This window comes from Streptococcus himalayensis, from assembly GCF_001708305.1.
Lineage (GTDB): Bacteria > Bacillota > Bacilli > Lactobacillales > Streptococcaceae > Streptococcus > Streptococcus himalayensis.
On the sequence record NZ_CP016953.1, the window covers coordinates 764,551 to 790,163 of the forward strand.

Below are 25,613 nucleotides of genomic sequence, written 5' to 3' on the forward strand. Positions count from 1 at the left end.
ATATGACACATATTACATTTGATTATTCAAAGGTCTTAGATAAATTTGTAGCACCACATGAAGTGGACTACATGCAAACACAGGTTACCGCAGCAGATGAGCTCTTGCGAAAAGGGACTGGTGCAGGAAGTGATTTCTTGGGTTGGTTAGACCTTCCTGAGAATTATGACAAGGAAGAATTCGATCGCATTTTGCAAGCGGCAGAGCAAATCAAATCAGATAGTGATGTCTTGGTGGTGATTGGAATTGGAGGCTCTTACCTTGGAGCTAAGGCAGCGATTGATTTCTTAAATCATCACTTTGCAAATTTGCAAACAAAAGAAGAGCGTAAGGCACCGCAAATCCTATATGCTGGGAACTCTATTTCATCTACCTATTTGGCTGATTTGGTGGAGTATGTCTCTGACAAGGAATTCTCTGTTAATGTCATTTCTAAATCAGGAACAACGACAGAACCAGCGATTGCCTTTCGTGTGTTCAAAGAATTATTGATTAAGAAATATGGCCAAGAAGAAGCAAATAAACGGATTTACGCGACAACAGACCGTGAAAAAGGAGCTGTGAAGGTTGAAGCAGATGCAAATGGCTGGGAAACCTTTGTTGTTCCAGATGATATCGGCGGACGTTTCTCTGTCTTGACAGCCGTGGGCTTACTTCCTATCGCAGCTTCAGGGGCTGATATCAAAGCCTTGATGGATGGTGCAAATGCTGCTCGTAAGGACTACACATCTGATAAAATTGCTGAAAACGAAGCTTACCAATACGCAGCTCTTCGTAATATCCTGTACAGAAAAGGATATGCGACAGAAATTTTGGTGAACTACGAACCATCTCTTCAATACTTTAGTGAATGGTGGAAACAATTGGCTGGAGAATCAGAAGGAAAAGACCAAAAAGGGATCTATCCAACTTCTGCAAACTTTTCAACGGACTTGCATTCGCTTGGACAATTCATCCAAGAAGGAGCTCGTATTATGTTTGAAACGGTTGTCCGTGTTGATCAACCGCGTAAAAACGTGATCATTCCTGAATTTGAAGAAGATTTGGATGGACTTGGCTATATCCAAGGAAAAGATGTGGATTTTGTGAATAAAAAAGCAACAGATGGTGTGCTTCTTGCCCATACAGACGGGGATGTTCCAAATATGTTTGTGACTCTTCCAAAACAAGACGAATTCACACTTGGCTATGCGATTTATTTCTTTGAGTTAGCTATCGCTCTTTCTGGCTATTTGAATGCCATCAATCCATTTGACCAACCAGGAGTAGAGGCTTACAAGAAAAATATGTTTGCCCTTCTTGGCAAACCAGGCTTTGAGGAATTGAGTAAAGAATTGAACGCTCGTTTATAAGCAGACTGTCAACGACTTCCGTGAGGAGGTCGTTTTTTGAAGGGTTTGTTAGATTTACCATATTAATTGCACAGAATTCCCTTATCATGGAAATGGGGAGCAGTTAAAAAGGCTGTTGTTCTTGGATTTAGATAGAGGTGAATTTGCTACATCATAAATAGGACGGCGTTGTGAAAATATCGGAAAATTTTTCTTTCATTTTTCAAAAGTTTTTGGTAAAATAATTCAATGAATCAGTATCAGAAACGTATTTTCACAGGAATTTTCTATGCTTTATTTTCTGGAGTCATCTGGGGAATTTGTGGTATTTTAGGGGAGTATTTTTTTAATCACTATCAGGTTTCTTCCGGCTGGATTACCTCGACTCGTTTAGTCATTGCGGGAGTTTGTGTGCTCCTGCTATCTGCTCGTCAAAATGGAATGGCTATTTTTGACATTTGGAAGGATAAGGGGAACTACTTGCCTTTTTTGGCCTATGCAATTTTAGGGGTCTTTTCAGTTCAATTCTTCTTTTATCTCTGCATTGAATCTTCAAACGCTGCAACAGCAACGATTTTGCAGTTTATCAGCCCTGTTTTTATCCTTGTTTATAATCACTTGATGAAACGGCAAAGAGCCTCTAAATTGGCTGTTTGCTATATTGCCTTAGCCATGTTAGGGGTGACTTTGATGGCGACAAAGGGCGATTTTTCTAGTCTTGCAATCACTCCTTTTGCCCTAGCGACAGGGCTACTCAGCGCAGTAGCGGTCGGTTTTAATGTTATCTTGCCTCAACGGTTCGCAAAGCGCTATGGCTTTATCAATACAGTTGGTTGGGGGATGCTTCTAGCAGGTCTTTTGAGCAATACCTTGTACCCAGTTACGCGCCTAACCTTTTCTTTAGACTGGGTGAGTGTTATTATTATCTTAACGATTGCTTTATTTGGAACAGCCCTCTCTTTTTTAGTTTCGATGAAGGCGGCGTCTCTCGTTTCTCCGTTGATTGTCTCTGTGATTGGTGCGAGCGAGCCCTTGTCTTCTGCTTTGCTAAGTGTTCTATTTTTAGGCTTACAGATGGACTGGCTGTTAGTCACGGCGATGTTCTTGGTTGTAGTACCGATGGTTTTTCTTTCGATTGAAGAATCAAAAAGTGGTCAAAAAATCCATTAGAAAGTTAGGTTTTGCCTAGCTTTTTTTATTCAGGTAGGAAAAACCTTGCTCTTATTGGTTTTTTTGAAAAATATGGTATAATAGAGTTAATTTTGATAGATGGAGTTGAGTTTTGAGGAAAAGTTATCGCGTCAAGAGAGAAAAAGATTTCAATGCGATTTTCAAGGAAGGACAAAACTTCGCAAATCGGAAGTTTGTTGTTTATAGATTAGAAAATCACCAGGCTCATTTTCGGACAGGACTGTCGGTGAGTAAAAAATTAGGCAATGCAGTGGTGCGAAATCGCATCAAACGCAGGATTCGGCATGTTTTAATTGAGCATCGCAGCTATATGAAAGCGCTTGATTTTGTGGTGATTGCACGTAAGGGGGTAGAAGAGTTGACCTATCAAGAATTGGAAACGAATTTACTCCATGTATTAAAACTAGCAAAAATTTATCAGGAAGGTCATGATTGTGAAAAAGAAACGTAGCCTGTTGGGACTTGTACTGCTATCTCTCTTGTTTCTAACAGCTTGTGGAACGAGCGATGTTACAGCAAGTACACCAGACGCTTGGGGGAAATTTGTCTATTTCTTTGCAGAAATGATTCGCATTCTATCTTTTAATGGTAGTACTGGAATTGGGATTATTCTGTTTACCTTGGTCATTCGCACGGTTCTCTTGCCAGTTTTCCAACTACAAATCAATGCTTCTCGGAAAATGCAGGAGATTCAGCCGCAAATGAAGGCGCTCCAAGAAAAATATCCTGGACGAGATATGGAAAGTCGGACACGGTTGGAAGAGGAACGTCAGCGTTTGTTTAAGGAAGAAGGGGTGAAACCTTCGGCTGCCATGTGGCCGATCTTAATCCAAATGCCCGTTCTTTTGGCCTTGTTCAATGCTCTGACAAGAGTGGATTTCCTGCAACAAGGACATTTTCTGTGGCTGAATTTAGCTGAAAAAGATCCCTACTTTATCCTGCCAATTCTAGCAGCTGGGTTTACCTTTTTAAGTACTTGGCTCAGCAATAAGGGCTTGGTGGAAAAGAATGGTCTAACCACAGGAATGATGGTTGTAATGCCTGTTATCATCTTTATCTTTACCTTGCAGGTGGCTAGTGGTGTGGCTCTTTACTGGAGTACATCGAATGCCTATCAAGTTTTTCAGACTTTGATTTTAAGTAATCCCTTCAAGATGATTGCAGAAAGACAGGCAAAAGAAGAAGCGGAACGGGAGTTAGTTGCTAAGAAAAAACGTGCCATGAAAAAAGCACAGAAAAAGAAAAAGTAAAGGAGGACTCTTGCTATGGTAGTATTTACAGGAGCGAGTGTCGAAGAGGCCATCCAGAATGGTCTGCGTGAATTGGATATCCCACGGATGAAGGCGCATATTAAGGTCATCTCTCGTGAGAAAAAGGGCTTTTTAGGCTTATTTGGTAAAAAAGATGCCCAAGTCGATGTAGAGCCAATCAGTGAAATCACTGTTGTTAAGGCAAATCAAAAGGCTGTTAAGGGAGTTCCAGAGGAAATCAATGCACAAAATGAGCCTGTTAAAAGTGTGAGTGAAGCGACAGTCGATTTGGGACGTGTGGTTGAAGCCATCAAAAAAATCGAAGAAGAGGGTGAAGAAATTTCAGATGACGTTAAAACTGAAATTTTAAAACATGAAAAAGAACCGACTACAATTTTAGAGGAAACAGGAACGATGGATCTGTTTATCGAAAAAGTAGAAAGTCGTGAAACGGTTAATCTTGAAGATACCAATGTGATTTCTTTTGAACGTGCGATTGAAAAACGCAAAGAGCAGTCTATGGCTGAAGAATTGGGGATTGAAGTAGAAGAAGTTCCTGAAACAGATATTGAAGAGGTCGTTGAAAAAGTGACGGCTTATGTACAGACGATTGTCGATGAGATGGATGTCGAAGCGACCATTAGCAGTGAGAACAATCGCCGTAGTATCAATATGCAGATTGATACCAATGAACCTGGGCGGATTATTGGCTATCATGGCAAGGTCTTGAAAGCTCTCCAATTGCTAGCGCAGAACTACCTCTACAATCAATATACGAAGAGTTTCTACATTTCCATTAATGTCAATGATTATGTGGAACATCGGGCAGAGGTCTTGCAAAGCTATGCACAAAAATTAGCCGATCGCGTCTTGGAAGAGCGTCGTAGCCAACAGACGGATCCCATGTCGAATAATGAACGTAAAATTATTCACCGCATTGTTTCTCGGATTGATGGCGTAACGAGTTATTCTGAAGGTGATGAACCTAATCGCTATGTGGTGGTCGATATTGACAGAGATTAGTAAGGACTGAGAAGAATTTCTTCTCAGTTTGTCTTTTATAGTGGATGGAAAAAGGAATGGGACAAGGCAAGGAGCTGTAGATAAAACTGGGGTTCATCACAGCGATTTAACGATGTTCGTACCTGTATTTAATTCACTATATAGAGAGGAGAAAGCATGTTTCAAGCGTTAGAAGCCTTTTTACAGCATCAAGGAGAGAAGTATATCTCGCCTCAAAAAGCAGGAGAACTGGCAACTTATATGGAGAATTTGAAAGCAAAGGGACAGGCAGCTAGAAAAGAATTTCAAGCCCTGTCCAAAACTTTTCAGGCAATGGAACCTCAGTTGACTATGTTACAGACCAGTCAATGGATGAATCAGGCACAGATATTGCGTCCGCATTTTTGGACTTACTTTCAAGCAGAGGGAACGGAGAGCGAGCCCATGTTTGCCCTACGTTTGTATGGCACACCTGAAGATTTTGGGGTTTCAGTAGAGGTGAGCTTTCTGGAGAGAAAAAGAGACGATGAAAGCTTGAGGAAGCAAAATCGTGTGCTCGAACGTCCGCTTGTTTCACCTGTTTATTATGTGGTCCAAGGAGTGGATGCGGTAGAGAACTGGTCTGGAACAGAAGAGAATCGTCATCGCTTGAGAGAGTTGATCCTGCAAGGAGTAGTCAGAAAAGTGTTGCTAAGGGAGAATATATCTCTTAAAGGAAGGGCAGACCAAAGAACGGTTTTACAGGATTTGGCAAAAGCCTATGACCATCTAGAACCTTTTTATCAGTTGACTCGCCAGAAATCTTGAGCAGATACTTAAAAAAATGCTGGAACTGTGATATAATGAGAGGGATTGAAAAACACAGGAGAGAAACATGACAAAACCTATTCGTGTGCGTTACGCACCAAGTCCAACAGGGCTATTACATATCGGAAATGCGCGGACGGCGCTCTTTAACTATTTGTATGCTCGTCACCATGGCGGAACCTTTTTGATTCGGATTGAAGACACGGATCGTAAGCGCCATGTCGAAGACGGGGAGCGTTCGCAGCTGGAAAATCTACGGTGGTTGGGAATTGATTGGGATGAAAGTCCAGAAACCCACGAACAATACCGTCAGTCAGAGCGTCTTGAGATTTACCAACAATATGTCGATGAGTTGTTGGAAAAAGGCTTGGCCTATAAGTCTTATGTTACTGAAGAAGAATTAGCGGCTGAGCGTGAGCGTCAAGAAGCAGCTGGTGAAACGCCGCGTTATATCAATGAGTATCTTGGTATGTCAGATGAAGAAAAAGCGGCTTACGTTGCAGAACGTGAGGCGGCAGGGATTGTGCCGACCGTTCGTCTAGCTGTAGATGAAGCTGGTATCTACAAATGGACAGATATGGTCAAGGGTGAGATTGAATTTGAGGGTGGTAACATCGGTGGCGACTGGGTTATCCAGAAAAAAGATGGTTATCCAACCTATAACTTTGCTGTTGTGATTGACGATCACTTGATGGCGATTTCCCACGTTATCCGTGGGGATGACCATATTGCCAATACCCCTAAACAGCTCATGGTCTATGAGGCCCTTGGCTGGGAAGCACCAGCATTTGGTCACATGACTTTAATTATCAATTCTGAAACGGGTAAAAAGTTGTCTAAGCGTGATACCAATACGCTTCAGTTTATCGAAGATTACCGCAAGAAAGGCTACCTACCAGAAGCTGTCTTTAACTTTATTGCCCTTCTTGGTTGGAATCCTGGTGGAGAGGATGAAATCTTCTCTCGTGAGGAATTGATTCAGCTCTTTGATGAAAACCGTCTCAGCAAGTCTCCAGCAGCCTTTGACCAAAAGAAACTGGACTGGATGAGCAATGACTACATCAAGAATGCCGATTTTGCAACGATTTTTGAACTGGCTAAACCATTCTTGGCAGAGGCAGGTCGTTTGACAGATAAGGCTGAAAAATTGGTGGAATTATACAAACCACAAATGAAGGCAGCTGATGAAATTGTGCCATTGACCGATCTTTTCTTTGAAGATTTTCCAGCTTTGACAGAGGCTGAAAAAGAAGTCATGGCAGGAGAAACCGTACCGACAGTTCTGACAGCTTTCAAGGAAAAATTAGAAGCCATGACCGAGGAAGACTTCAAATCTGAAAACATCTTCCCACAAATCAAAGCGGTTCAAAAGGAAACAGGTATCAAGGGGAAAAACCTCTTTATGCCAATCCGTATCGCTGTTTCAGGCGAGATGCACGGACCAGAACTGCCAGATACCATTTATCTACTCGGTCGTGAAAAATCAATCCAGCATTTGGACAATATGCTGGCAGCTATTGGAAAATAAACAGATGCAAGTCTAGAAATCAATTCTAGGCTTGTTTGCCTATTGTCGGTCTTGGGACGGATTTTCGAAAAAAGTAAGCGAATTCTCTTGACTATTTTTGACCAAATGATATAATAAAACCATAGAAATTAGCACTCACCTAGAAAGAGTGCTAAACGAATTCTTGGAGGTAAGATATGCTAAAACCATTGAACGATCATGTGGTCGTAAAAGTAGCAGAAAAAGAAGAACAAACTGTTGGAGGCTTCGTCCTTGCGGGAAATAGCCGTGAGGCGACTAAGGTTGCTGAAGTCCTTGCAGTAGGACAAGGGATCCGTACCTTAACGGGCGAATTAGTCCCATCAAGTGTCAAAGCTGGGGACAAGGTTGTCCTTGAAGACCACGCAGGAATTGAAGTCAAAGATGGCGAAGAGAAGGTCTTGCTCGTTCGCGAGGCAGAAATTTTAGCAATTGTAGAGTAAGAAAGGGAAAAAGATGGCAAAAGAGATTAAATTTTCATCAGATGCCCGCACGAGCATGGTGCGTGGAGTTGATATTTTAGCAGATACAGTCAAAGTAACCTTGGGACCAAAGGGTCGTAATGTCGTGCTTGAAAAAGCATTTGGTTCACCCCTTATCACCAATGACGGTGTGACTATTGCCAAGGAAATCGAACTGGAAGACCATTTTGAAAATATGGGTGCTAAATTGGTATCCGAAGTAGCCTCTAAAACCAATGATATCGCTGGTGACGGAACAACCACTGCAACAGTTTTAACTCAGGCAATTGTCCGTGAAGGGATTAAAAACGTGACCGCAGGTGCAAATCCAATCGGTATTCGCCGTGGGATTGAAGTGGCGGTCAGTGCAGCTGTAGAAGCTCTTAAAGCGAATTCAGTTCCTGTTGCCAATAAAGAAGCCATTGCCCAAGTTGCGGCTGTATCTTCTCGTAGCGAAAAAGTGGGTGAATACATCAGTGAAGCCATGGAAAAAGTGGGCAAAGATGGCGTTATCACCATTGAAGAGTCCAAAGGGATGGAAACAGAGCTGGATGTCGTAGAAGGTATGCAATTTGACCGCGGTTATTTGTCTCAATACATGGTGACTGATAATGAAAAAATGGTGGCAGACCTTGATAATCCATATATCTTAATTACAGATAAGAAGATTTCAAATATTCAAGAAATCTTGCCATTGTTGGAAAGCATTCTCCAAACGAGCCGTCCGCTCTTGATTATCGCAGATGATGTGGACGGCGAAGCTCTTCCGACCCTTGTCTTGAATAAGATTCGTGGAACTTTCAATGTTGTAGCTGTAAAAGCACCAGGATTTGGTGACCGTCGCAAGGCTATGCTGGAAGATATTGCAATCTTGACAGGTGGTACAGTTATCACTGATGATTTAGGTCTTGAATTGAAAGACGCAACCATTGAAGCACTTGGTCAGGCTTCTAAAGTAACAGTTGATAAAGACACAACCGTTATTGTAGAAGGTGCGGGCGATGCGACAACGATTCGCAACCGTATCGGCATCATCAAAGCACAAATCGAAACAACAACCTCTGATTTTGACCGTGAGAAATTACAAGAACGCTTGGCGAAATTGTCAGGTGGTGTGGCAGTCATTAAAGTCGGTGCTGCGACAGAGACTGAGTTGAAAGAAATGAAACTCCGCATTGAAGATGCTCTCAATGCCACTCGTGCAGCTGTTGAAGAAGGAATTGTAGCCGGTGGTGGAACAGCCTTTGTCAATGTTATTGATGCTGTAGCGAGCCTTGAGGTGGAAGGTGATGAAGCGACAGGACGCAATATTGTCCTTCGAGCTTTGGAAGAGCCAGTTCGTCAAATTGCTTTGAATGCAGGTTTTGAAGGCTCTATCGTGATTGACCGCTTGAAGCATTCAGAAGCTGGAACAGGCTTTAATGCAGCAACAGGCGAGTGGGTCAACATGATTGAAGCAGGGATTATTGACCCCGTTAAAGTAACGCGTTCTGCCCTTCAAAATGCAGCCAGCGTTGCCAGCCTTATCTTGACAACAGAAGCAGTTGTCGCAAACAAACCAGAACCAGCTGCTCCAGCTCCAGCAATGGACCCAAGCATGATGGGCGGTATGATGTAATAATCAACTCTCGTAGAAGCTATTCTGCGAGAGTTTTTGCATACTAATACTTATCAAAAATCAAAGTCTGACGTTGTTATACTTATTTAATTTCAAAAATAGTCATTTTATCTGAAGATATTTATTTTAGTCTTAAAATGCAGAGGACTAAATGAGTTAAATAGGATACTCTTTCAGTACATGGAATAGACAGTAATAAAAAAATAAGTGGCTTATGTCTGAACCATCTAAGAGAGTAGTAAAAATGCTAACTTTGATTTTCATTGAGTATTAACTCACCTTGCTACACTCTAGTTCTACCTGCGGTTTCATTGCCTAGTCAGATGTTGATGTTTATAAAGTATTGCTTACGGATAGAACGGAAGCTAGAATGGCGTAATGCGACTTTCTTATACTTAACAAAAATCAAATTCTGATGTATAATAGTCCTATGAACGCTACACAAGAACAAATCACAGAACTCAAATCAGCTCTCAAGGTAAACACCTCTCTGCCTATCACAAACGGATTCAAGCGGTCTATTTACGCTCTCAAAAGTTGACCTACAAGGCCATTTCTGACTTAATCGGTTTATCTCATGATACGATTTGGCGTTTGGTGAAAAAATATGAACAAGAAGGCCTCTCTGCCCTTACCCATGATGCACGAGGGGGTCGTCATCGTTCTTATCTTACTTACGAAGAAGAAAAAGCATTCTTAGAAGAACAGTTTGTTGGTAGTGCTTCAGGACAATTTGTCACTATTGCAGAAATGCACGAGGCTTACCAAACTAAAATTGGGAAACAAACAACGCGAGAAGGGTTTTATGCACTGTTGAAGCGTCACGGTTGGCGCAAAGTAACACCAGGACCTGAACACCCTAAAAAAGCAGATGCCAAAACGATTTTGGCGTCTAAAAATAAAATCTACCTTCAAGAAGACGAGAAAGCGCTTTAAAAATAGTAGAGGTTACCAGAAGGTCAGACTCATGTATCAAGATGAAGCAGGATTCGGACGGATTAGTAAAATTGGGAAGTCTTGGGTGCCAAAAGGAGTACGACCTCATGTTCACAGCCACTATATTCGAGAATATCGCTACTGCTATGGAGCTGTCGATGCCCATACAGGGGAATCTTTCTTTATCATTGCTGGGGGATGTAACACCGATTGGATGAATGAATTTTTAAGACAACTGTCTCAAGCCTACCCTAATGACTATATCTTACTCGTGATGGATAACGCCGTATGGCATAAATCACGAACGTTAGAGAAACCTACCAACATTGGCTTTGAGTTCATTCCACCTTATACGCCTGAGATGAATCCCATTGAACAAGTCTGGGCTGAGATTCGTAAGAGAGGTTTCAAGAATAAGGCCTTTAAGACGCTAGACGATGTCATTAACAAGCTGCAAGAGGTGATTCAATGTCTGCATTGGTCTGTGTTAAAACCCATTGTTCATAGAAATTGGCTCTTTTCAGATTTTGATGTTAAATGAGTATTAGATACTTTAGATGTAAATTCCTTCGATCACAGATCAGTTCATTTACTGAAAACACACCCTATTTAATTTGATTTGTAAATATATTTTTGTTGTAAAAATAAAAAGATATAGAGGAAATGGGATGGGTGAGTTTGGGGTAAAAAGATTTTCACGTTAGAAATTCTATAATTTCATATCGTATCTTTTGTAACCGCCCCATAACCAGGTGTCTATGATATTTTCCACGCCTCTAGTATACTGTTATCAGAAAACAGAACTGGAGGCTATTTTGATGTCACAACCTATTATTCCCTTGAAAACACCACAATCTCGTCGATTTCCTCATAAATCCAGAAATGATCTGGTAATGAAAATGCGTATTGGAAAAGTTGAACTAAGCTTGTTCCAATCTCTTCATAAAGAAACACTGGAAACTATTTTAGATAAGGTATTGCTCTATGACCATTCAACTCAGTGATTTAGGGCAGGTCTATCTGGTTTGTGGCAAAACCGATATGCGTCAAGGGATTGATTCGCTGGCTTATCTTGTTAAACGTCAATTTGAATTAGATTCCTTTTCTGGTCAAGTTTTTCTTTTCTGTGGTGGTCGCAAAGACCGTTTCAAGGCCCTTTATTGGGATGGACAAGGTTTCTGGTTGCTTTACAAGCGATTTGAAAACGGCAAACTCACTTGGCCTAATGATGAACATGAGGTCAAAGCCCTCACTTCCGAGCAAGTAGACTGGCTGATGAAGGGATTTTCGATAAGCCCTAAAATAAAATCTACAAAAAGTCGTGATTTCTATTGAAATCATGGCTTTCTTTTCGGTATAATAAAGAAAACTGGAGGGCAAAACTATGGAAGAGTTATTAGCCATTATTAAACAACAGGCTTCTACAATTGATAACCTGACCAATGAGTTGACCCTCCTTCGTGAACAGGTGGCTTATCTGACACAAAAGCTCTATGGCAAGTCATCAGAAAAGGTTGTGCATCAAACTGGTCAGCTCAGCTTATTCGGTGAGGAAAGCCTACCTGAAGAAGACGCTGACTTACCCAGGTGATACAGAAACGATTACCTATCAACGCAAGAAAACTAAGGGAGTTCGTCAGGCTGTTTTCAGTCAGTTTACTCCAGAGATGGTTCATCATGAACTAAAAGGCGAAGACTGCACTTGTCCAGACTGTCACGGTCAGTTGACAGAGATTGGCTCAACCGTCCAACGGCAAGAATTGGTCTTCATCCCTGCACAATTGAAGCGGATTGACCATGTCCAACACGCTTACAAGTGCCAGAACTGTAGCGAGAAGAATTTTAACGATAAGATTATCAAGACTCCTGTTCCTAAGGCTCCTTTGGCCCATAGCTTGGGGTCAGCCTCCATTATTGCCCACACCATTCACCAGAAATTCAATCTCAAGGTACCGAACTACCGCCAGGAAGAGGATTGGAACAAGCTTGGCTTGCCAATCACACGGAAGGAAATCGCCAACTGGCACATCAAGTCTAGTCAGTATTATTTCGAGCCGATTTATGACCTTCTGCACGAGAAATTACTAGAACAGCCTGTTCTCCATGCGGATGAGACTTCTTACAGGGTCTTGGAAAATGATAGCCAGTTGACCTATTATTGGACCTTCCTGTCTGGCAAGCATGAAGAACAGGGAATCACTCTTTATCATCACGATAAAGGGCGGAGTGGCTTGGTTGTGAAGGAGTTTCTTAGAGACTATAATGGCTATGTCCATTGTGACATGTTACGGCAGTAACTTGGAACTTCAGTTCCTTAGTTCTGCCTATGCGATAGCAGTCCAAGCTTGAGGAACGAAGTGAGGATAAGCTTGGTTAACTGCGAACCGCTGAGTGCCTATAGACAGTTAGACAAAGCTCAGCTAGTTGGTTGTTGGGCTCATGTCAGAAGAAAGTTCTTCGAGGCCACTCCTAAAAAGGCAGACAAGACTTCCTTGGGTGCCAAGGGATTAGCCTATTGCGACCGCTTATTTGCCTTGGAGAATGACTGGGTTGACCTCTCTACTGAAGAGCGACTACATAAACGCCAGGCAGAGTTAGCCCCTTTGATGGACGAGTTCTTCAACTGGTGCCGCAATCAATCTATTTTACCTGGATCAAAACTTGGTCGTGCGATAGAGTATAGCCTTAAGTATGAGGAACTATTCAAGGCAGTTCTTCAAGATGGTCGCTTGGTTCTATCCAATAATGTAGCAGAACGGGCCATTAAGTCCTTGGTCATTGGACGGAAAAATTGGCTGTTTTCTCAAAGTTTTGAGGGAGCCAAGTCAACAGCTATCATTCTGAGTTTATTGGAAACAGCTAAGAGGCATGGTCTTGATTCAGAGAAATACATCACTTATCTTCTAGAACATCTTCCAAACGAGGAGTCACTCGCCAAAAAGGAAGTTCTAGAGGCTTATTTACCGTGGGCTGAAAAAATTCAGAATAACTGCAAATAGAAAAAGTTCCAGAGTCAAGCAAGACTTTGGAACTTTTTCAATATATCTGGTTATTGGGCGGTTACTATCTTTTACTAATAATATATACAAAAAAGCGAACAAAGAGAGAGTTTTAAGATTTTAACTCTTCCTTTGTTCGTTTTTGATTTGTAGAATTGGACTTTTATCCCAGCTTTTTGCTAGTCAATTTTTTCAACGTAAAGTTGCTTGGCAATGTTGCTGCTGATTTGTAACTCCTTTTCACCCGTTTGGATAGAATAAAGCTCGGTGAAGGGATCATATTGTGTCAAAAGGATAGTGTCTCCGAGTTTCAAATCTTGTTTTTCAAGGTAACGAAGTAGCTCGAATTCATCGTGAACCCGTGTCAATTGATAGGTTCCTATTTGGCGTGCAGCATCAAGCGTTTGGGCATATTGCTCTACTAAAATGCTTCCTTTTTCTGGGATCGTTCCCCCATGTGGGCACATGGTAGGATAATCAAGAAATTGATTCAGTCGTTCGACAAAAAGGTCGGAGATGGTGTGCTCTAAGACTTCGGCCTCATCGTGGATTTGGTCGGTTGTGTAACCGAGCTTATCCAGCAGAAAAACCTCAATCAAGCGGTGTTTACGGTAGAGATCAGACACCAAGCGAAGACCTAAGTTGGTCATGAGATAGCCGGCCTTGCTGTCTTTGATGATCAAGCCTTCTTCAATCATGCGTTTGACCATTTCGGTCACAGCTGGAGGGGAAACTTGCATCCGAGCAGCGATTTCTTTATTGGTAATCTTAGCTGTATGAACACTAATCTCATAAATGCATTTTAGGTAGTCTTCTTTATTTGGGGTCATCTGTCTCTCTTCCTGTGGATAATTCTTTAGAAAAGAGTGTTTCCTTTCCTAAAGTTGTTGAAGGGCATGCAGTGCAGCCTCGTAGTTGGGCTCTGAATTGATATTTTCCAGATACTCGACATAGGTAATCTTGTTGTTTTCGTCTAGGACGAGGATGGCGCGGGCCAAGAGGTGCCATTCATTCATAAGAAGGCCATAGGTTTCTCCAAAAGAATGGTCGAAATAATCCGATAAAAGCACAGCCTTGTCCAAGCCTGCAGCACCACACCAACGTTTTTGGGCAAAAGGTAGATCCATGGAAATGGTAATCACGACCGTATCTTCCTTTTCAGATAGCTCTTGATTAAAGCGGCGTGTTTGAGTGGAGCAAATCCCTGTATCAATCGAAGGGACAATGCTCAAGACTTTTTTCTTGCCTGCAAAGTCAGATAAGGAAATTTTTTCCAATTCTGGGTTAATCAGAGTAAAGTCAAGAGCAGTGTCGCCGACTTGTAGTTGCTGGGTTGCAAAGGTAACTGGTTGTCCGAGAAAAGTTGTCATAGGATACTCCTTTTTCTTTCTATTGTAGGAAAATTTTGACAACATTGCGAATGATTTGTTTTTTATTTTGCTAAGCCTTCTGCGATTTTGTCCAAATTCCATTTCATCATGGCGTAGTAGCTGTCTCCTTCTTCCCCTTCTTCAGCGATAGAGTCTGTGAAGATTTTTTCATAAATCGGGATATTAGTATCTTTTGAGACAGTTTTCATTGGACGATCATCGACACTGCTTTCAACAAATAGGGAAGAAACCTTAGTTTGGCGTAGTTTTTCTACTAAACTCTTGATTTGGTCAGGAGTGCCTTCTTCTTCCGTATTGATTTCCCAAATGTAAGCAGATGGGACTTGGTAAGCTTTAGAGAAGTATTTGAAACAACCTTCACTAGTGACAATCATTTTCTTTTCAGCAGGAATGTTGTTGAATTTTTCTTTTGCTTCCTTGTCGAGAGTGCTGAGTTTTTCAAGATAGGCAGCTAAGTTTTTCTCGTAGGTTTCCTTGTTGTCAGGGTCTTTGGCAATCAATTGTTTGGCAATATTTTGGGCATACATCATCCCGTTTTCTAGGTTCAACCAAGCATGTGGGTCTTCCTTGCCTTTTTCATTTTGTCCTTCAAGGTAGATGACTTCAATGCCATCACTCACAGCAAAATAATCTTTGTTTTCTGTTTTCTTAGCATTTTGGACTAATTTTGTGAACCAAGCATTTCCACCGGTTTCAAGGTTAATACCGTTGTAGAAAATAAGGTCTGCTTGTGATGTCTTTTTCACATCTTCAGGCAAGGGTTCGTATTCGTGTGGGTCTTGCCCGACAGGTACGATACTGTGCAAATCAATTTTATCACCTGCGATATTTTTGGTCATATCGGCAATGATGGAATTAGTGGTGACAACCTTTAATTTGCCGTGTTCAGTTGTTTTGTTGCTACTGCTTGAGCAAGCTGCAAGCCCAAAAATTGCAAAGATTGCAAGGGCTAAGATAGAGAGTTTTTTCATTCTGTTCTCCTTATGAATGAGACGACTTTTTGATAGAGCGTATCAAGATTCCCTGTTTTGGGGCAAAGAGAAAGCTTATCAAAAAGAAAGTGGCTGAAGTCAGCACGATACTGGAACCTGCGGCAATATTAAAACTATATCCGATAAAGAGTCCAACAATAGAAGCAAGGGCTCCCAAGGTGGAGGATAGGAAAATCATGGTTTTAAGACTATTTGCATAGAGATAAGCAGTAGCGGCTGGAGTAATCAGCATGGCGACAATGAGAATGGTTCCGACACTTTGCATGGCTGTGACCGAAACCAAGGTCAGCAAAATCATGAGCAAATAATGGTATGCATTAACAGGCATGCCCATGGACTTTGCAAGTAAGGGGTCAAAAGAGGTTATCAAGAGTGGCTTAAAGAAGATGAGAATGATTAGAAGAACGACAATGGCGACGCCAATTGTAATCCATTTATCCACATCTTGTACGGCCAAGATATTCCCAAATAAAATATGGAATAAATCAGTCGAGCTATTGGCGACACCGATGAGAATGACCCCTAGAGCCAAAAAAGCTGAGAAGGTAATCCCGATAGCGGTATCGCTCTTGATAATACTATTTCCCTTGATATACGTAATCATGACCGATGCGAGAAGGCCAAAGGCTATCGCACCGATGAAAAAGTTAATGCCTAAGATATAAGAAAGGGCAACGCCTGGTAAAACGGCATGAGAAATCGCATCTCCCATGAGCGACAAGCCCCGTAAGATAATAAAACAACCAACCGCTCCAGCGACAATACCAATAACAATGGCTGTTATCATCGCATTTTGCAGAAAGTGAAAGCTATGCAAGCCATCGATAAATTCTTGAATCATTTTGCTTCATCCTCCATTAGTATCACATGGTTGCCATAGGCTACTTGGAGATTCTTCTTGGTGAAGGTAGTCTCTGTTTCTCCAAAGGCAATGAGTTTACGGTTTAGAAGAAGCACGTGGTCAAAATAGTGTTTGACCTTGTCCAAGTCATGGTGGACAATCAAAATGGTTTTTCCGTCTGCCTTGAGTTGTTGAAGCGTTTTCATAATAATTTCTTCGCTGACAGAATCAATTCCTATGAAGGGTTCATCTAGAAAGATGTAATCTGCCTCTTGCACCAAGCAACGTGCGATGAGAACGCGTTGGAATTGCCCCCCAGAAAGCTCACTAATTTGACGGTCGGCGTACTCTTTTAAGCCAACTAAATCAAGAGCTGTTTCGACCTTTTTCCAGTGGCTTGCTTTCAGGCGTTCAAAAAATGTAATTTTAGGATAAAGACCTAGTGATACACATTCTTTGACGGTAATCGGAAAGGTAAAGTCAATCGCAGCTTTCTGCTCAACATAGGCAATTTTGCCACGCTGCTTCCGAATATCCTTGCCGTTTAGAATGGTTTTTCCGTCATGGTCAATAATATGGAGCATGGCCTTCAATAAAGTTGATTTCCCCGCTCCATTTGGCCCTAAAATTCCAGTAATAGTCGGACCTTGGATCCGTAAATTGATTGTGTCCAGCGCTAAGACCTGATGGTAGCGGACACTAAGTTGTTCTATTTCGATCATCATTCATACCTCGTATATTTTTTAATATACCTTAATTTAAAAATTAAGTCAAGTTAATTTTTAAGAAAAATAACATTTTTTTCAATTTTAACAGGCAGAAAGTGAGGTATGTAAGCATTTTCTGCTTTTTGGGTGCAAATCAGGTAAAATGTGAGGAAATATCTGCAAATTTTCCTGCTTTTTGCTATCATAATAGATAGAAAAAAGAAAAGAGGTAACACATGGTACGGTTACAAGATGATTTTTATGAAGCGATTAATGGTAGTTGGGCAGAAACAGCCGTTATTCCGAATGACAAGCCTGTAACAGGTGGTTTTATCGATTTGCATGATGAGATTGAGGACTTGATGCTGTCAACAACAGCCAAGTGGTTAAAAGGTGAAGAAGTGCCTGAAGACAGCGTGCTTCAAAACTTTATCAAATACCACCGCTTAGCAGCAGACCATGAAAAAAGAGAAGCACTTGGGATTACTCCAGCCCTTCCCTTAATTGAAGAGTACAAAAATCTCCAGTCTTTTGCAGACTTTGTGGAAAAAATGGCTGCATTTGAATTGGCTGGAAAACCAAATGGTCTGCCGTTTGGCATTGCACCTGACTTCATGGATGCTAAGACCAATGTCCTATGGGCAGGTGAGCCAGGCACGATCTTACCAGATACGACCTACTATGCAGAAGATCACCCACAAAAAGCAGAGTTATTGGCTCTTTGGCGTCAGTCAGAGACAGATGTGCTTCGCAAATTTGACTTTTCAGAGGAAGAAATTACGGATTTATTAGATAAAGTGGAAGAGTTGGACGCGCGTGTGGCAAAAATCGTTCTTTCAAACGAAGACAAGGCGGAGTATTTCAAACTCTATCATCCCTATGCATTTACGGATTTTGCAGCACTTGTTCCAACGCTTCCGTTAGACAGTTTCTTTAGGCAGGTCATTGGTCAAGTCCCAGACAAGATTATTGTGGAAAATCCTCGTTTCTGGGAAGTTGCCAAGGATTTTTACTGCGAAGAGAATTGGGAATATTTAAAAGCGAGCTTGCTTGTCAATGCAGTTGGTTCGGTAACAGCTTACGTGACAGATGAAATCAGGGTCTTGTCAGGAGCTTATGTGCGCGCCTTATCAGGTACGCCAGAGGCACAAAATAAGGAAAAAGCAGCTTTTTATTTGGCTCAAGCTCCGTTTGACCAAGCCTTGGGCTTATGGTATGCAGGAGAAAAATTCTCACCGGAAGCCAAAGCTGATGTGGAGCACAAGGTTGCTACCATGATTGAGGTTTATAAAGAGCGTTTGGCAGCCAATGATTGGTTGACAGAAGAAACCAAGCGACAAGCCATTGTCAAACTTGGAGTCATCAAACCCTATATCGGTTACCCTGAGAAATTGCCAGAGCGATATTATGACAAGGTTATTGATGAGAATCTTTCTCTCCTTGAAAATGCCCAGTTCTTGAAAGAGTTATCTATCAAGTATTCATGGAGCAAATGGAATCAGCCTGTGGACGATAGTGAATGGGGTATGCCAGCCCACATGGTCAATGCCTACTACAGTCCACAGCAAAACAAAATCGTCTTTCCAGCAGCCATTTTACAAGCACCTTTCTATTCATTGGAGCAAACGTCCTCTGAAAACTATGGCGGAATTGGTGCAGTGATTGCCCACGAAATTTCGCATGCTTTTGATACCAATGGGGCTTCCTTTGATGAAAATGGGAGCTTGAAAAACTGGTGGACTGAGGAAGATTATGCAGCCTTCAAAGAAAAAACGCAAAAAGTCGTCGATCTTTTTGAGGGACAAGATTCTTATGGGGCTAAGGTGAATGGGAAATTGACAGTATCTGAAAATGTGGCAGACCTGGGCGGACTTGCCGCAGCACTCGAGGCTGCAAAACGCGATGAGGATTTCTCATCAGAAGAATTCTTCACTAACTGGGGGCGTATCTGGCGCATGAAGGCACGGACAGAGTATATGCAGTTGTTGGCAAGTGTTGACGTTCACGGACCTGCTAAATTGCGTGTCAATCTCCAAGTACCAAACTTCGCAGAATTCTTTGAAACCTTTGAAGTGACAGAAGAAGACCGCATGTGGCGTAAACCAGAAGACCGCGTGGTTATTTGGTAAAAACATCTTTAAATAGCAAAAATGCATACAATCAAGTTCTAGAAGACACTGATTGTATGCGTTTTTACTATTTGCCTAGCTTCGTTTTAGATAGAGATAATTTCCCAGAGCAAGTAAGCTCAATGCGAGACTGGACAGGAAATAAATGAGTGGGGTTGGCTGAATGGGTTCTGCTGAGATGACGTCCCAAATTGGCTCTAAAATGAAAATCAGGCTGATAGCGATGAAGAAACGATAGCGGAGCTTGGTTTTCATTTTGCGGTTGAGAACTAGCGGAAAAGTAAAGAAATTAACGAAAGGTGAGAAATGCAAGGTTGGCTGTATATGTGGAAAGATGAGCATGGTTAGGGCAAGAGCTCCACATAACAAGGCGTTTAGCAGGCAGAAGTGTTCCCAATAGTAAAACAATTCTTTTTTCATGGTGATAGTCTCCTTGGCTTTTAAAAGTAGCTACTGGCTAGAAAAGTAAAGGTTGAGATGTCGGTGAGAGGAGATGGTAGTCAACGTGGCCGGGCAACTTTATAGCAGGACACTTTTCTCTTTAGTATATCGCTTTCAAGAGTGGAAATCAAGAAAATCCTGAATTTTATCTCTCGTCTCCTATCGCAAATGCTCTACAAAATGGTATAATAGGAATATCATACAAAATTGGAGAGAAATAGCTATGAGTTTTTACAATCATGGAGCGATTGAGCCTAAGTGGCAAAAATACTGGGCAGAACACCATACCTTTAAGACAGGTACAGATAAAGAAAAACCAAATTTCTATGCCCTTGATATGTTTCCGTATCCGAGTGGAGCTGGTCTTCACGTTGGCCACCCAGAAGGCTATACAGCCACAGACATTTTAAGCCGCTATAAGCGTGCCCAAGGCTACAATGTCCTTCACCCAATGGGGTGGGATGCTTTCGGTCTACCTGCTGAGCAATACGCTATGGATACAGGAAATGATCCAGCAGAATTTACGGCACAAAATATTGCCAATTTCAAACGCCAAATCAATGCGCTTGGCTTTTCCTACGATTGGGATCGTGAGGTCAATACAACAGATCCAGGTTACTACAAGTGGACCCAATGGATTTTCACGAAATTGTACGAAAAAGGCTTGGCTTACGAGGCTGAAGTGCCTGTTAACTGGGTTGAAGAGTTGGGAACGGCTATTGCCAATGAAGAAGTCTTGCCTGATGGGACTTCTGAGCGTGGGGGCTATCCTGTCGTTCGAAAACCCATGCGCCAATGGATGCTAAAAATTACAGCCTATGCAGAGCGCCTTTTGACCGACTTGGAAGATTTGGACTGGCCAGAGTCCATTAAAGATATGCAGCGTAACTGGATTGGAAAATCAACAGGAGCAAATGTGACCTTTACCATTAAAGGTACGGATCAGACTTTCACTGTCTTTACCACTCGTCCAGATACTCTTTTTGGTGCAACCTTTGCGGTTCTTGCACCTGAGCATGAACTGGTAGACCTGATTACGACAGCTGAACAGGCTCCAGTCGTTGCAGACTACAAGCACCAAGCAAGTCTCAAATCAGACCTTGCTCGGACGGATCTTGCCAAAGAAAAAACAGGTGTCTGGACAGGTGCCTATGCGATCAATCCAGTCAATGGTCAAGAAATTCCAATCTGGATTGCGGACTATGTGCTAGCCAGCTATGGGACAGGTGCGGTGATGGCAGTACCTGCGCATGATAGTCGTGACTGGGAATTTGCCAAAACCTTTGGATTGCCGATTGTAGCAGTCATTGAAGGTGGGGATGTCACAGAAGCTGCCTATACAGAAGACGGTCTACACCTCAATTCTGATTTTCTGAATGGATTGAATAAGGCAGAAGCGATTGAAAAAATCGTTTCTTGGCTAGAAGAAGCAGGTGTTGGTGAGGAAAAAGTGACCTATCGCTTGCGAGACTGGCTCTTTAGTCGTCAGCGTTACTGGGGAGAGCCAATTCCGATTATTCATTGGGAAGATGGAACGTCAACAGCTATTCCAGAAAGTGACTTGCCACTTGTCTTGCCAAAAACAAGCGACATTAAGCCGTCTGGTACAGGAGAAAGTCCACTTGCTAACTTGACAGATTGGCTTGAAGTAGTACGTGAAGATGGTGTTAAAGGCCGTCGTGAGACCAATACCATGCCGCAATGGGCAGGTTCAAGCTGGTATTACCTCCGCTACATTGATCCGCACAATACAGAAAAACTGGCAGATGAAGACTTGCTAAAGGCTTGGTTGCCAGTAGATATCTATATTGGTGGTGCAGAGCATGCAGTGCTTCACCTCCTCTACGCACGTTTTTGGCATAAATTCCTCTATGACCTTGGTGTCGTACCAACCAAGGAGCCGTTCCAAAAGCTCTTTAACCAAGGGATGATTTTAGGAACAAGCTACCGAGATGGTCGTGGAGCTCTTGTGGCGACTGATAAGGTGGAAAAACGGGACGGTTCATTCTTCAACATTGAAACAGGAGAAGAACTGGAACAAGCTCCTGCCAAGATGTCTAAATCCCTCAAAAACGTTGTCAATCCAGATGACGTGGTGGCACAATATGGAGCCGATACCCTTCGTGTCTATGAAATGTTTATGGGACCGCTTGACGCTTCGATTGCTTGGAGTGAAGAAGGCTTAGAAGGCAGTCGGAAATTCCTTGACCGTGTCTACCGCCTGCTAACTTCAAAAGATATTGTAGCAGAAAATAATGGCAACTTGGACAAGGTTTACCATGAAACGGTGAAAGCCGTGACCGAGCAGATTGAGACTCTCAAGTTTAATACGGCGATTGCCCAACTCATGATTTTTGTCAATAGTGCCAACAAAGAAGAAACACTCTATGTGGATTATGCAAAAGGCTTTGTTCAATTAATCGCTCCATTTGCACCGCATTTGGCAGAAGAACTGTGGCAGATTTTAACTGGCTCCAATGAGGGCATTTCCTATGTGCCATGGCCAGTTTATGACGAGGCCTTCCTAGTGGAAGATGAGATTGAAATCGTTGTCCAAATCAAAGGCAAGGTTCGTGCCAAATTAGTGGTTGCCAAAGACCTCTCTCGTGAGAAATTGGAAGCAGCAGCCCTAGCAGATGAAAAAATCCAAGCAGAAATTGCTGGCAAGGACATCGCAAAAGTCATTGCCGTACCAAATAAATTAGTCAATATCGTTGTAAAATAGAACACAGAATCGCCTTGCTATGCAGGGCGGTTTTTGCTAGAATTTCAAAGTCATTTTTCGTCAATCTAAGGAAAATCTAATTTTTGTAAAATTTTCTAACAATTCTCAGAAAACACTTTACAAGAAATCAATAGTAATATATAATAAATATGTTATAGGAGGAATGAACATGAAAAAAACATGGTTAGTAGCTGTTTCGGCATTGATGTTGACCGCTTGTGTCAATCCTAAAGGAACCCAGACAGCTCCAGATGCGGCTGGTCAAAAAGGCAGTGAAAAAGTAACGCTTGGGTACAACCTATTACCTGCAAACCTAGACCCTGCTGCGGATTACAATGGTTGGTTTACCATTCGCTTTGGCTCAGGGGAGACCTTGTTTAGATTAAATGATGATTTGGAACCAGAACCTTGGCTTGCAAAGTCTATTGAGCAAACCAGTCCGCTAGAGTGGGTTGTCACCTTAAAAGATAAGATTACCTTCCAAAATGGGGTGGCTCTAACTGGAGAAAAGGTCAAGGCTTCTTTGGAGCGCTTATTGGCAGAAAATGAGCGTGCAAAAGGAGACATGCCGATTGAAAGCATAACAGCGACGGACAACCAAGTTCGGATCAAAACAACTCAGGAAGTACCGATTATGGCCAATCTTTTGTCAGAGCCTTATGCAGCGATTGTCGATACCACAGGTAAGTCAGACAGCGAAAAGGCCTTGGTGGGAACAGGTCCATACGCCGTGACAAAATTTACAGCAGAAAGCGGTGTTGAGTTAAAAGCCTATGATGGTTACTGGAACGGCAAACCAAAAACGCCAGCACTTTCTGTCAAGTATTTTGCTGACGCTAATGCCTTGTCCTTGGCTCTTCAGTCAAAAGAAATTGATGTGGCTTATGGCGTTGCTTATGCAAATCTAGCTTCTTACCGCTCCAACACAGATTACAAGATTTCAGAAGTAGGTGGAACGCGTTTTGTCAACTTGATGTATAACTTTGACAAGCCGTTGATTGCTGATAAGGCCTTCCGTCAAGCCTTGGATACCTTAGTAGATAAGGAAACCTATACAAAATCCCTCTTTGCAGGCTCAGCAGAAGTGGCGAAAAGTGCCTTTACGGAAAATCTAGATTTTGCTATTCATTCAAGCGTCCACGAATACAATGTTGAAAAAGCAAAACAATTGCTGGATGAGGCTGGCTACAAAGACACTAATCATGATGGTTTAAGGGATAAGGATGGCAAGAATATCCAATTGGAATTGCTGTCTTATAACCGCCTAGCAGAAATTCCATTAGCCATGCAGGCCTTGCAACAACAATTAAAAGAAGTTGGTATTGATTCTACCGTTAAAACCGTTGAAAAGATTGCACCAGCCTTGAAGGAAAATACCTATGATATTTCCCCATATACCATGGTTGGGGCTCCGATTGGAGATGCCTATGCGTACTTTGCAGGCTCTGTAGCTTCAGATGGTGTGGTCAATCTGGGCCATTATAAAAATGCAGAAGTCGATGCAAAAATCAAGGAATTGGCGACAACAGTCGGCGCTGAAAAAAGAAATGAGCTCAGCAAAGAAATCGAAACACTGTTAGATAAGGACTATGTCTTTACCTATATCGGTCACTTTAAGGTAGCCTTGATTATGGACAAGAATGTCAAGGGAATTGCTTCTCATCCGACAGACTATTACCATGTGACCAATGAAATCGCAAAGGATTAAAGCATGTTAAGGATTGAAAATATCAGTATTCAATCTCCGCAAAAAACGATTTTAAACCGAGTGTCTCTCTCTCTTTCCGAGAGAGAGTCTCTTTCTATCGTAGGAGAAAGTGGGAGCGGGAAGTCGACCTTGCTAAAAAGCCTTTTAGGCTTTCCTTTTGGCGATTTGGAACAGACTTCGGGGCATATTTTCTTTGAAGGTCAGGAAATTCAGGTTCAAAAAAGGCGACAGGAACTTCCTTTTATCGGTACAGAAGTAGCTTGGGTCAGCCAGCATGCTAATCTCAGTTTTAATCCACGACGAAAAATCAAAGCTCATTACCGAGACTTAATCAAGAGCTATGCCAAAAAAGGGAAAGCATTGAGAAGTTTGGAGGAATGTTTGCGTCTGGTAGAATTCAAGAATCCTGAGAGGATTATCGATAAATATCCCTTCGAATTAAGCGGAGGAATGATGCAACGTGTCAGCATTGCCCTTGCCCTTGTTGCCCATCCAAGGCTGATTGTGGCTGATGAGCCGATGAGCTCTTTGGATGTTGTGAGTAAGCACGAGTTAACTCAGTTGTTCAAGCATTTGCGGGAAACAGAGGAAATCGCCTTTCTTTTTACAACGCACGATATCAGTTTAGCTTATGAGCTGTCAGACCGTATCCTTGTCATGAAGAGTGGGGAGTTTGTTGAAACAGGGGCTACCAGAGAGGTATTACGAGCACCAAGTCATCCCTATACCAAGCAACTCCTGCGTGCTGTTCCAAGATTAGAAAAGGAAAAGAGGTTGTATGAGTAGTGTATTATCGTGCCAAGGATTGGCTCATGCTTATAGTCGATCTGTTGGTGTATCTGGAGTTTCGTTTGAGTTGGAAAAGCAGACAGCTCTTGGGATTGTAGGCGAAAGTGGAAGTGGGAAGAGTACGATTGCCCATACCATTTGTCGCTTTTTAGACCTAGAGAGCGGAGAGGTTTTGCTAGATGGAAAGAATATTGAAGAGTATTCTTTAAAGGATTATTACAAGCGAATTCAGTATATTCCCCAACATCCTCAGCTATTTTTTCATCCCAAACGGACGATTTACCAAAGTTTGGAAGAGGTCTTGCTCAATTTTGGATTGGCTGAAAAATCATCTTGTGACAGTTTGATTCGTGAGAGTTTGGAGTCTGTTGGTTTAACGCGTGCTCACGGTGACTTGTTTCCCTTGCAATTAAGTGGTGGTGAATGCCAGCGTGCTAGCATTGCCCGTGCCTTATTGGTTGAACCAGAGATTTTGGTCTGCGATGAGATTACCAGTGCCTTAGATGTGACGGTTCAGGCGGAAGTCATGGAATTGCTTGAAAAAATCAAGCAGGAGCGAGAAACGACTTTTCTCTTTATTTCGCATGATATCGCCTTGGTTCACGCTTTTTGCGAGTATTCTCTGGTCTTAAAGGACGGTCGTGTCATCGAGCAAGGAGAAACTTCTCATCTAGTGGAGCATCCACAGGCGGACTATACAGCCCTTTTGGTCAATCAATACAAATCATTTGAATATAATCAATAGGAAA

23 protein-coding genes and 2 pseudogenes are annotated in these 25,613 nt (G+C 42.1%); 19 read left to right on the forward strand and 6 right to left on the reverse strand.

Annotated elements, in window-relative coordinates:
* Positions 1–2: 2 nt before the first annotated feature.
* From BFM96_RS03710 to BFM96_RS11445, 14 genes and pseudogenes are all read left to right on the forward strand, one after another.
* Positions 3–1,352 (forward strand): glucose-6-phosphate isomerase, encoded by a 1,350-nt coding sequence (locus tag BFM96_RS03710; RefSeq protein ID WP_068990489.1) that lies wholly within the window; start codon positions 3–5, stop codon positions 1,350–1,352.
* A 228-nt stretch (positions 1,353–1,580) separates the two neighbouring features.
* Entirely contained in the window at positions 1,581–2,501 is a 921-nt protein-coding gene (locus BFM96_RS03715) for a DMT family transporter (protein WP_068990492.1), read from the forward strand.
* Positions 2,502–2,613: 112 nt separating this feature from the next.
* Positions 2,614–2,973 (forward strand): ribonuclease P protein component, encoded by a 360-nt coding sequence (gene rnpA / locus BFM96_RS03720; protein WP_068990495.1) that lies wholly within the window; start codon positions 2,614–2,616, stop codon positions 2,971–2,973.
* A complete protein-coding gene (locus BFM96_RS03725; RefSeq protein ID WP_068990499.1) occupies positions 2,951–3,772 on the forward strand; it encodes a membrane protein insertase YidC in 822 nt (273 codons plus the stop codon). Before rnpA ends, BFM96_RS03725 begins: the two co-directional genes overlap by 23 nt.
* A gap of 15 nt (positions 3,773–3,787) precedes the next feature.
* Positions 3,788–4,795: an RNA-binding cell elongation regulator Jag/EloR gene (gene jag / locus BFM96_RS03730; protein ID WP_068990501.1), complete on the forward strand. Its 1,008-nt coding sequence runs from the start codon at positions 3,788–3,790 to the stop codon at positions 4,793–4,795.
* Between the two features lie 156 nt (positions 4,796–4,951).
* Positions 4,952–5,581, forward strand: coding sequence for a ribonuclease P (locus tag BFM96_RS03735; RefSeq protein ID WP_068990504.1), 630 nt, complete (start codon positions 4,952–4,954; stop codon positions 5,579–5,581).
* A 67-nt stretch (positions 5,582–5,648) separates the two neighbouring features.
* The gene (gltX, locus tag BFM96_RS03740; RefSeq protein WP_068990507.1) at positions 5,649–7,109 is read left to right on the forward strand and encodes a glutamate--tRNA ligase; all 1,461 of its coding nucleotides are present in this window, start codon (positions 5,649–5,651) and stop codon (positions 7,107–7,109) included.
* 176 nt (positions 7,110–7,285) lie between these two features.
* Positions 7,286–7,570, forward strand: a complete 285-nt coding sequence (groES, locus tag BFM96_RS03745) for a co-chaperone GroES (RefSeq protein ID WP_067087286.1) — start codon at positions 7,286–7,288, stop codon at positions 7,568–7,570.
* 13 nt (positions 7,571–7,583) lie between these two features.
* Complete coding sequence (gene groL, locus BFM96_RS03750) at positions 7,584–9,206, forward strand: chaperonin GroEL (protein ID WP_068990508.1); 1,623 nt, start codon at positions 7,584–7,586, stop codon at positions 9,204–9,206.
* Between the two features lie 430 nt (positions 9,207–9,636).
* Positions 9,637–10,683, forward strand: a pseudogene (locus tag BFM96_RS10805) (IS630 family transposase).
* Positions 10,684–10,960: 277 nt separating this feature from the next.
* A complete protein-coding gene (locus tag BFM96_RS03765) occupies positions 10,961–11,146 on the forward strand; it encodes a hypothetical protein (RefSeq protein ID WP_068990511.1) in 186 nt (61 codons plus the stop codon).
* Entirely contained in the window at positions 11,127–11,477 is a 351-nt protein-coding gene (tnpB, locus tag BFM96_RS03770) for an IS66 family insertion sequence element accessory protein TnpB (RefSeq protein WP_068990513.1), read from the forward strand. Before BFM96_RS03765 ends, tnpB begins: the two co-directional genes overlap by 20 nt.
* Positions 11,478–11,526: 49 nt before the next feature.
* A complete protein-coding gene (locus tag BFM96_RS03775; RefSeq protein WP_068990516.1) occupies positions 11,527–11,733 on the forward strand; it encodes an IS66 family transposase in 207 nt (68 codons plus the stop codon).
* Positions 11,636–13,138 (forward strand): annotated as a pseudogene (locus BFM96_RS11445) (IS66 family transposase); the annotation flags it as partial. The gene BFM96_RS03775 and the pseudogene BFM96_RS11445, both read left to right, overlap by 98 nt.
* A 182-nt stretch (positions 13,139–13,320) precedes the next feature.
* Here the strand turns inward: BFM96_RS11445 and BFM96_RS03790 are convergent.
* The 5 genes from BFM96_RS03790 to BFM96_RS03810 all read right to left on the reverse strand — a co-directional run bounded on the left by BFM96_RS03790 (position 13,321) and on the right by BFM96_RS03810 (position 17,087).
* Entirely contained in the window at positions 13,321–13,971 is a 651-nt protein-coding gene (locus BFM96_RS03790) for a metal-dependent transcriptional regulator (RefSeq protein ID WP_068990523.1), read from the reverse strand.
* 48 nt (positions 13,972–14,019) lie between these two features.
* Positions 14,020–14,511, reverse strand: coding sequence for a thiol peroxidase (tpx, locus tag BFM96_RS03795; protein ID WP_068990527.1), 492 nt, complete (start codon positions 14,509–14,511; stop codon positions 14,020–14,022).
* Between the two features lie 62 nt (positions 14,512–14,573).
* Positions 14,574–15,503, reverse strand: coding sequence for a metal ABC transporter substrate-binding protein (locus BFM96_RS03800; RefSeq protein ID WP_068990531.1), 930 nt, complete (start codon positions 15,501–15,503; stop codon positions 14,574–14,576).
* Positions 15,504–15,513: 10 nt separating this feature from the next.
* Positions 15,514–16,365 carry a metal ABC transporter permease gene (locus BFM96_RS03805; protein ID WP_068990534.1) on the reverse strand — a complete coding sequence of 284 codons (852 nt, stop codon included), beginning with the start codon at positions 16,363–16,365 and terminating at the stop codon, positions 15,514–15,516.
* Positions 16,362–17,087, reverse strand: coding sequence for a metal ABC transporter ATP-binding protein (locus tag BFM96_RS03810; RefSeq protein WP_068994147.1), 726 nt, complete (start codon positions 17,085–17,087; stop codon positions 16,362–16,364). Before BFM96_RS03810 ends, BFM96_RS03805 begins: the two co-directional genes overlap by 4 nt.
* Positions 17,088–17,308: 221 nt before the next feature.
* Between BFM96_RS03810 and BFM96_RS03815 the strand changes: the two genes are divergently transcribed.
* The gene (locus tag BFM96_RS03815; protein WP_068990536.1) at positions 17,309–19,201 is read left to right on the forward strand and encodes a M13-type metalloendopeptidase; all 1,893 of its coding nucleotides are present in this window, start codon (positions 17,309–17,311) and stop codon (positions 19,199–19,201) included.
* A gap of 75 nt (positions 19,202–19,276) precedes the next feature.
* Here the strand turns inward: BFM96_RS03815 and BFM96_RS03820 are convergent, their stop codons facing one another.
* Complete coding sequence (locus BFM96_RS03820; RefSeq protein ID WP_068990538.1) at positions 19,277–19,621, reverse strand: hypothetical protein; 345 nt, start codon at positions 19,619–19,621, stop codon at positions 19,277–19,279.
* 244 nt (positions 19,622–19,865) lie between these two features.
* Between BFM96_RS03820 and leuS the strand changes: the two genes are divergently transcribed.
* From leuS to BFM96_RS03840, 4 genes are all read left to right on the forward strand, one after another.
* Positions 19,866–22,367, forward strand: a complete 2,502-nt coding sequence (leuS, locus tag BFM96_RS03825; RefSeq protein ID WP_068990540.1) for a leucine--tRNA ligase — start codon at positions 19,866–19,868, stop codon at positions 22,365–22,367.
* 169 nt (positions 22,368–22,536) lie between these two features.
* Positions 22,537–24,075, forward strand: a complete 1,539-nt coding sequence (locus BFM96_RS03830) for an ABC transporter substrate-binding protein (protein ID WP_068990543.1) — start codon at positions 22,537–22,539, stop codon at positions 24,073–24,075.
* A 3-nt stretch (positions 24,076–24,078) separates the two neighbouring features.
* The gene (locus BFM96_RS03835) at positions 24,079–24,861 is read left to right on the forward strand and encodes an ATP-binding cassette domain-containing protein (RefSeq protein WP_068990546.1); all 783 of its coding nucleotides are present in this window, start codon (positions 24,079–24,081) and stop codon (positions 24,859–24,861) included.
* On the forward strand, positions 24,854–25,609 hold the full coding sequence (locus tag BFM96_RS03840) for an ABC transporter ATP-binding protein (RefSeq protein WP_068990547.1): 756 nt from the start codon (positions 24,854–24,856) through the stop codon (positions 25,607–25,609). Before BFM96_RS03835 ends, BFM96_RS03840 begins: the two co-directional genes overlap by 8 nt.
* Positions 25,610–25,613: the final 4 nt, after the last annotated feature.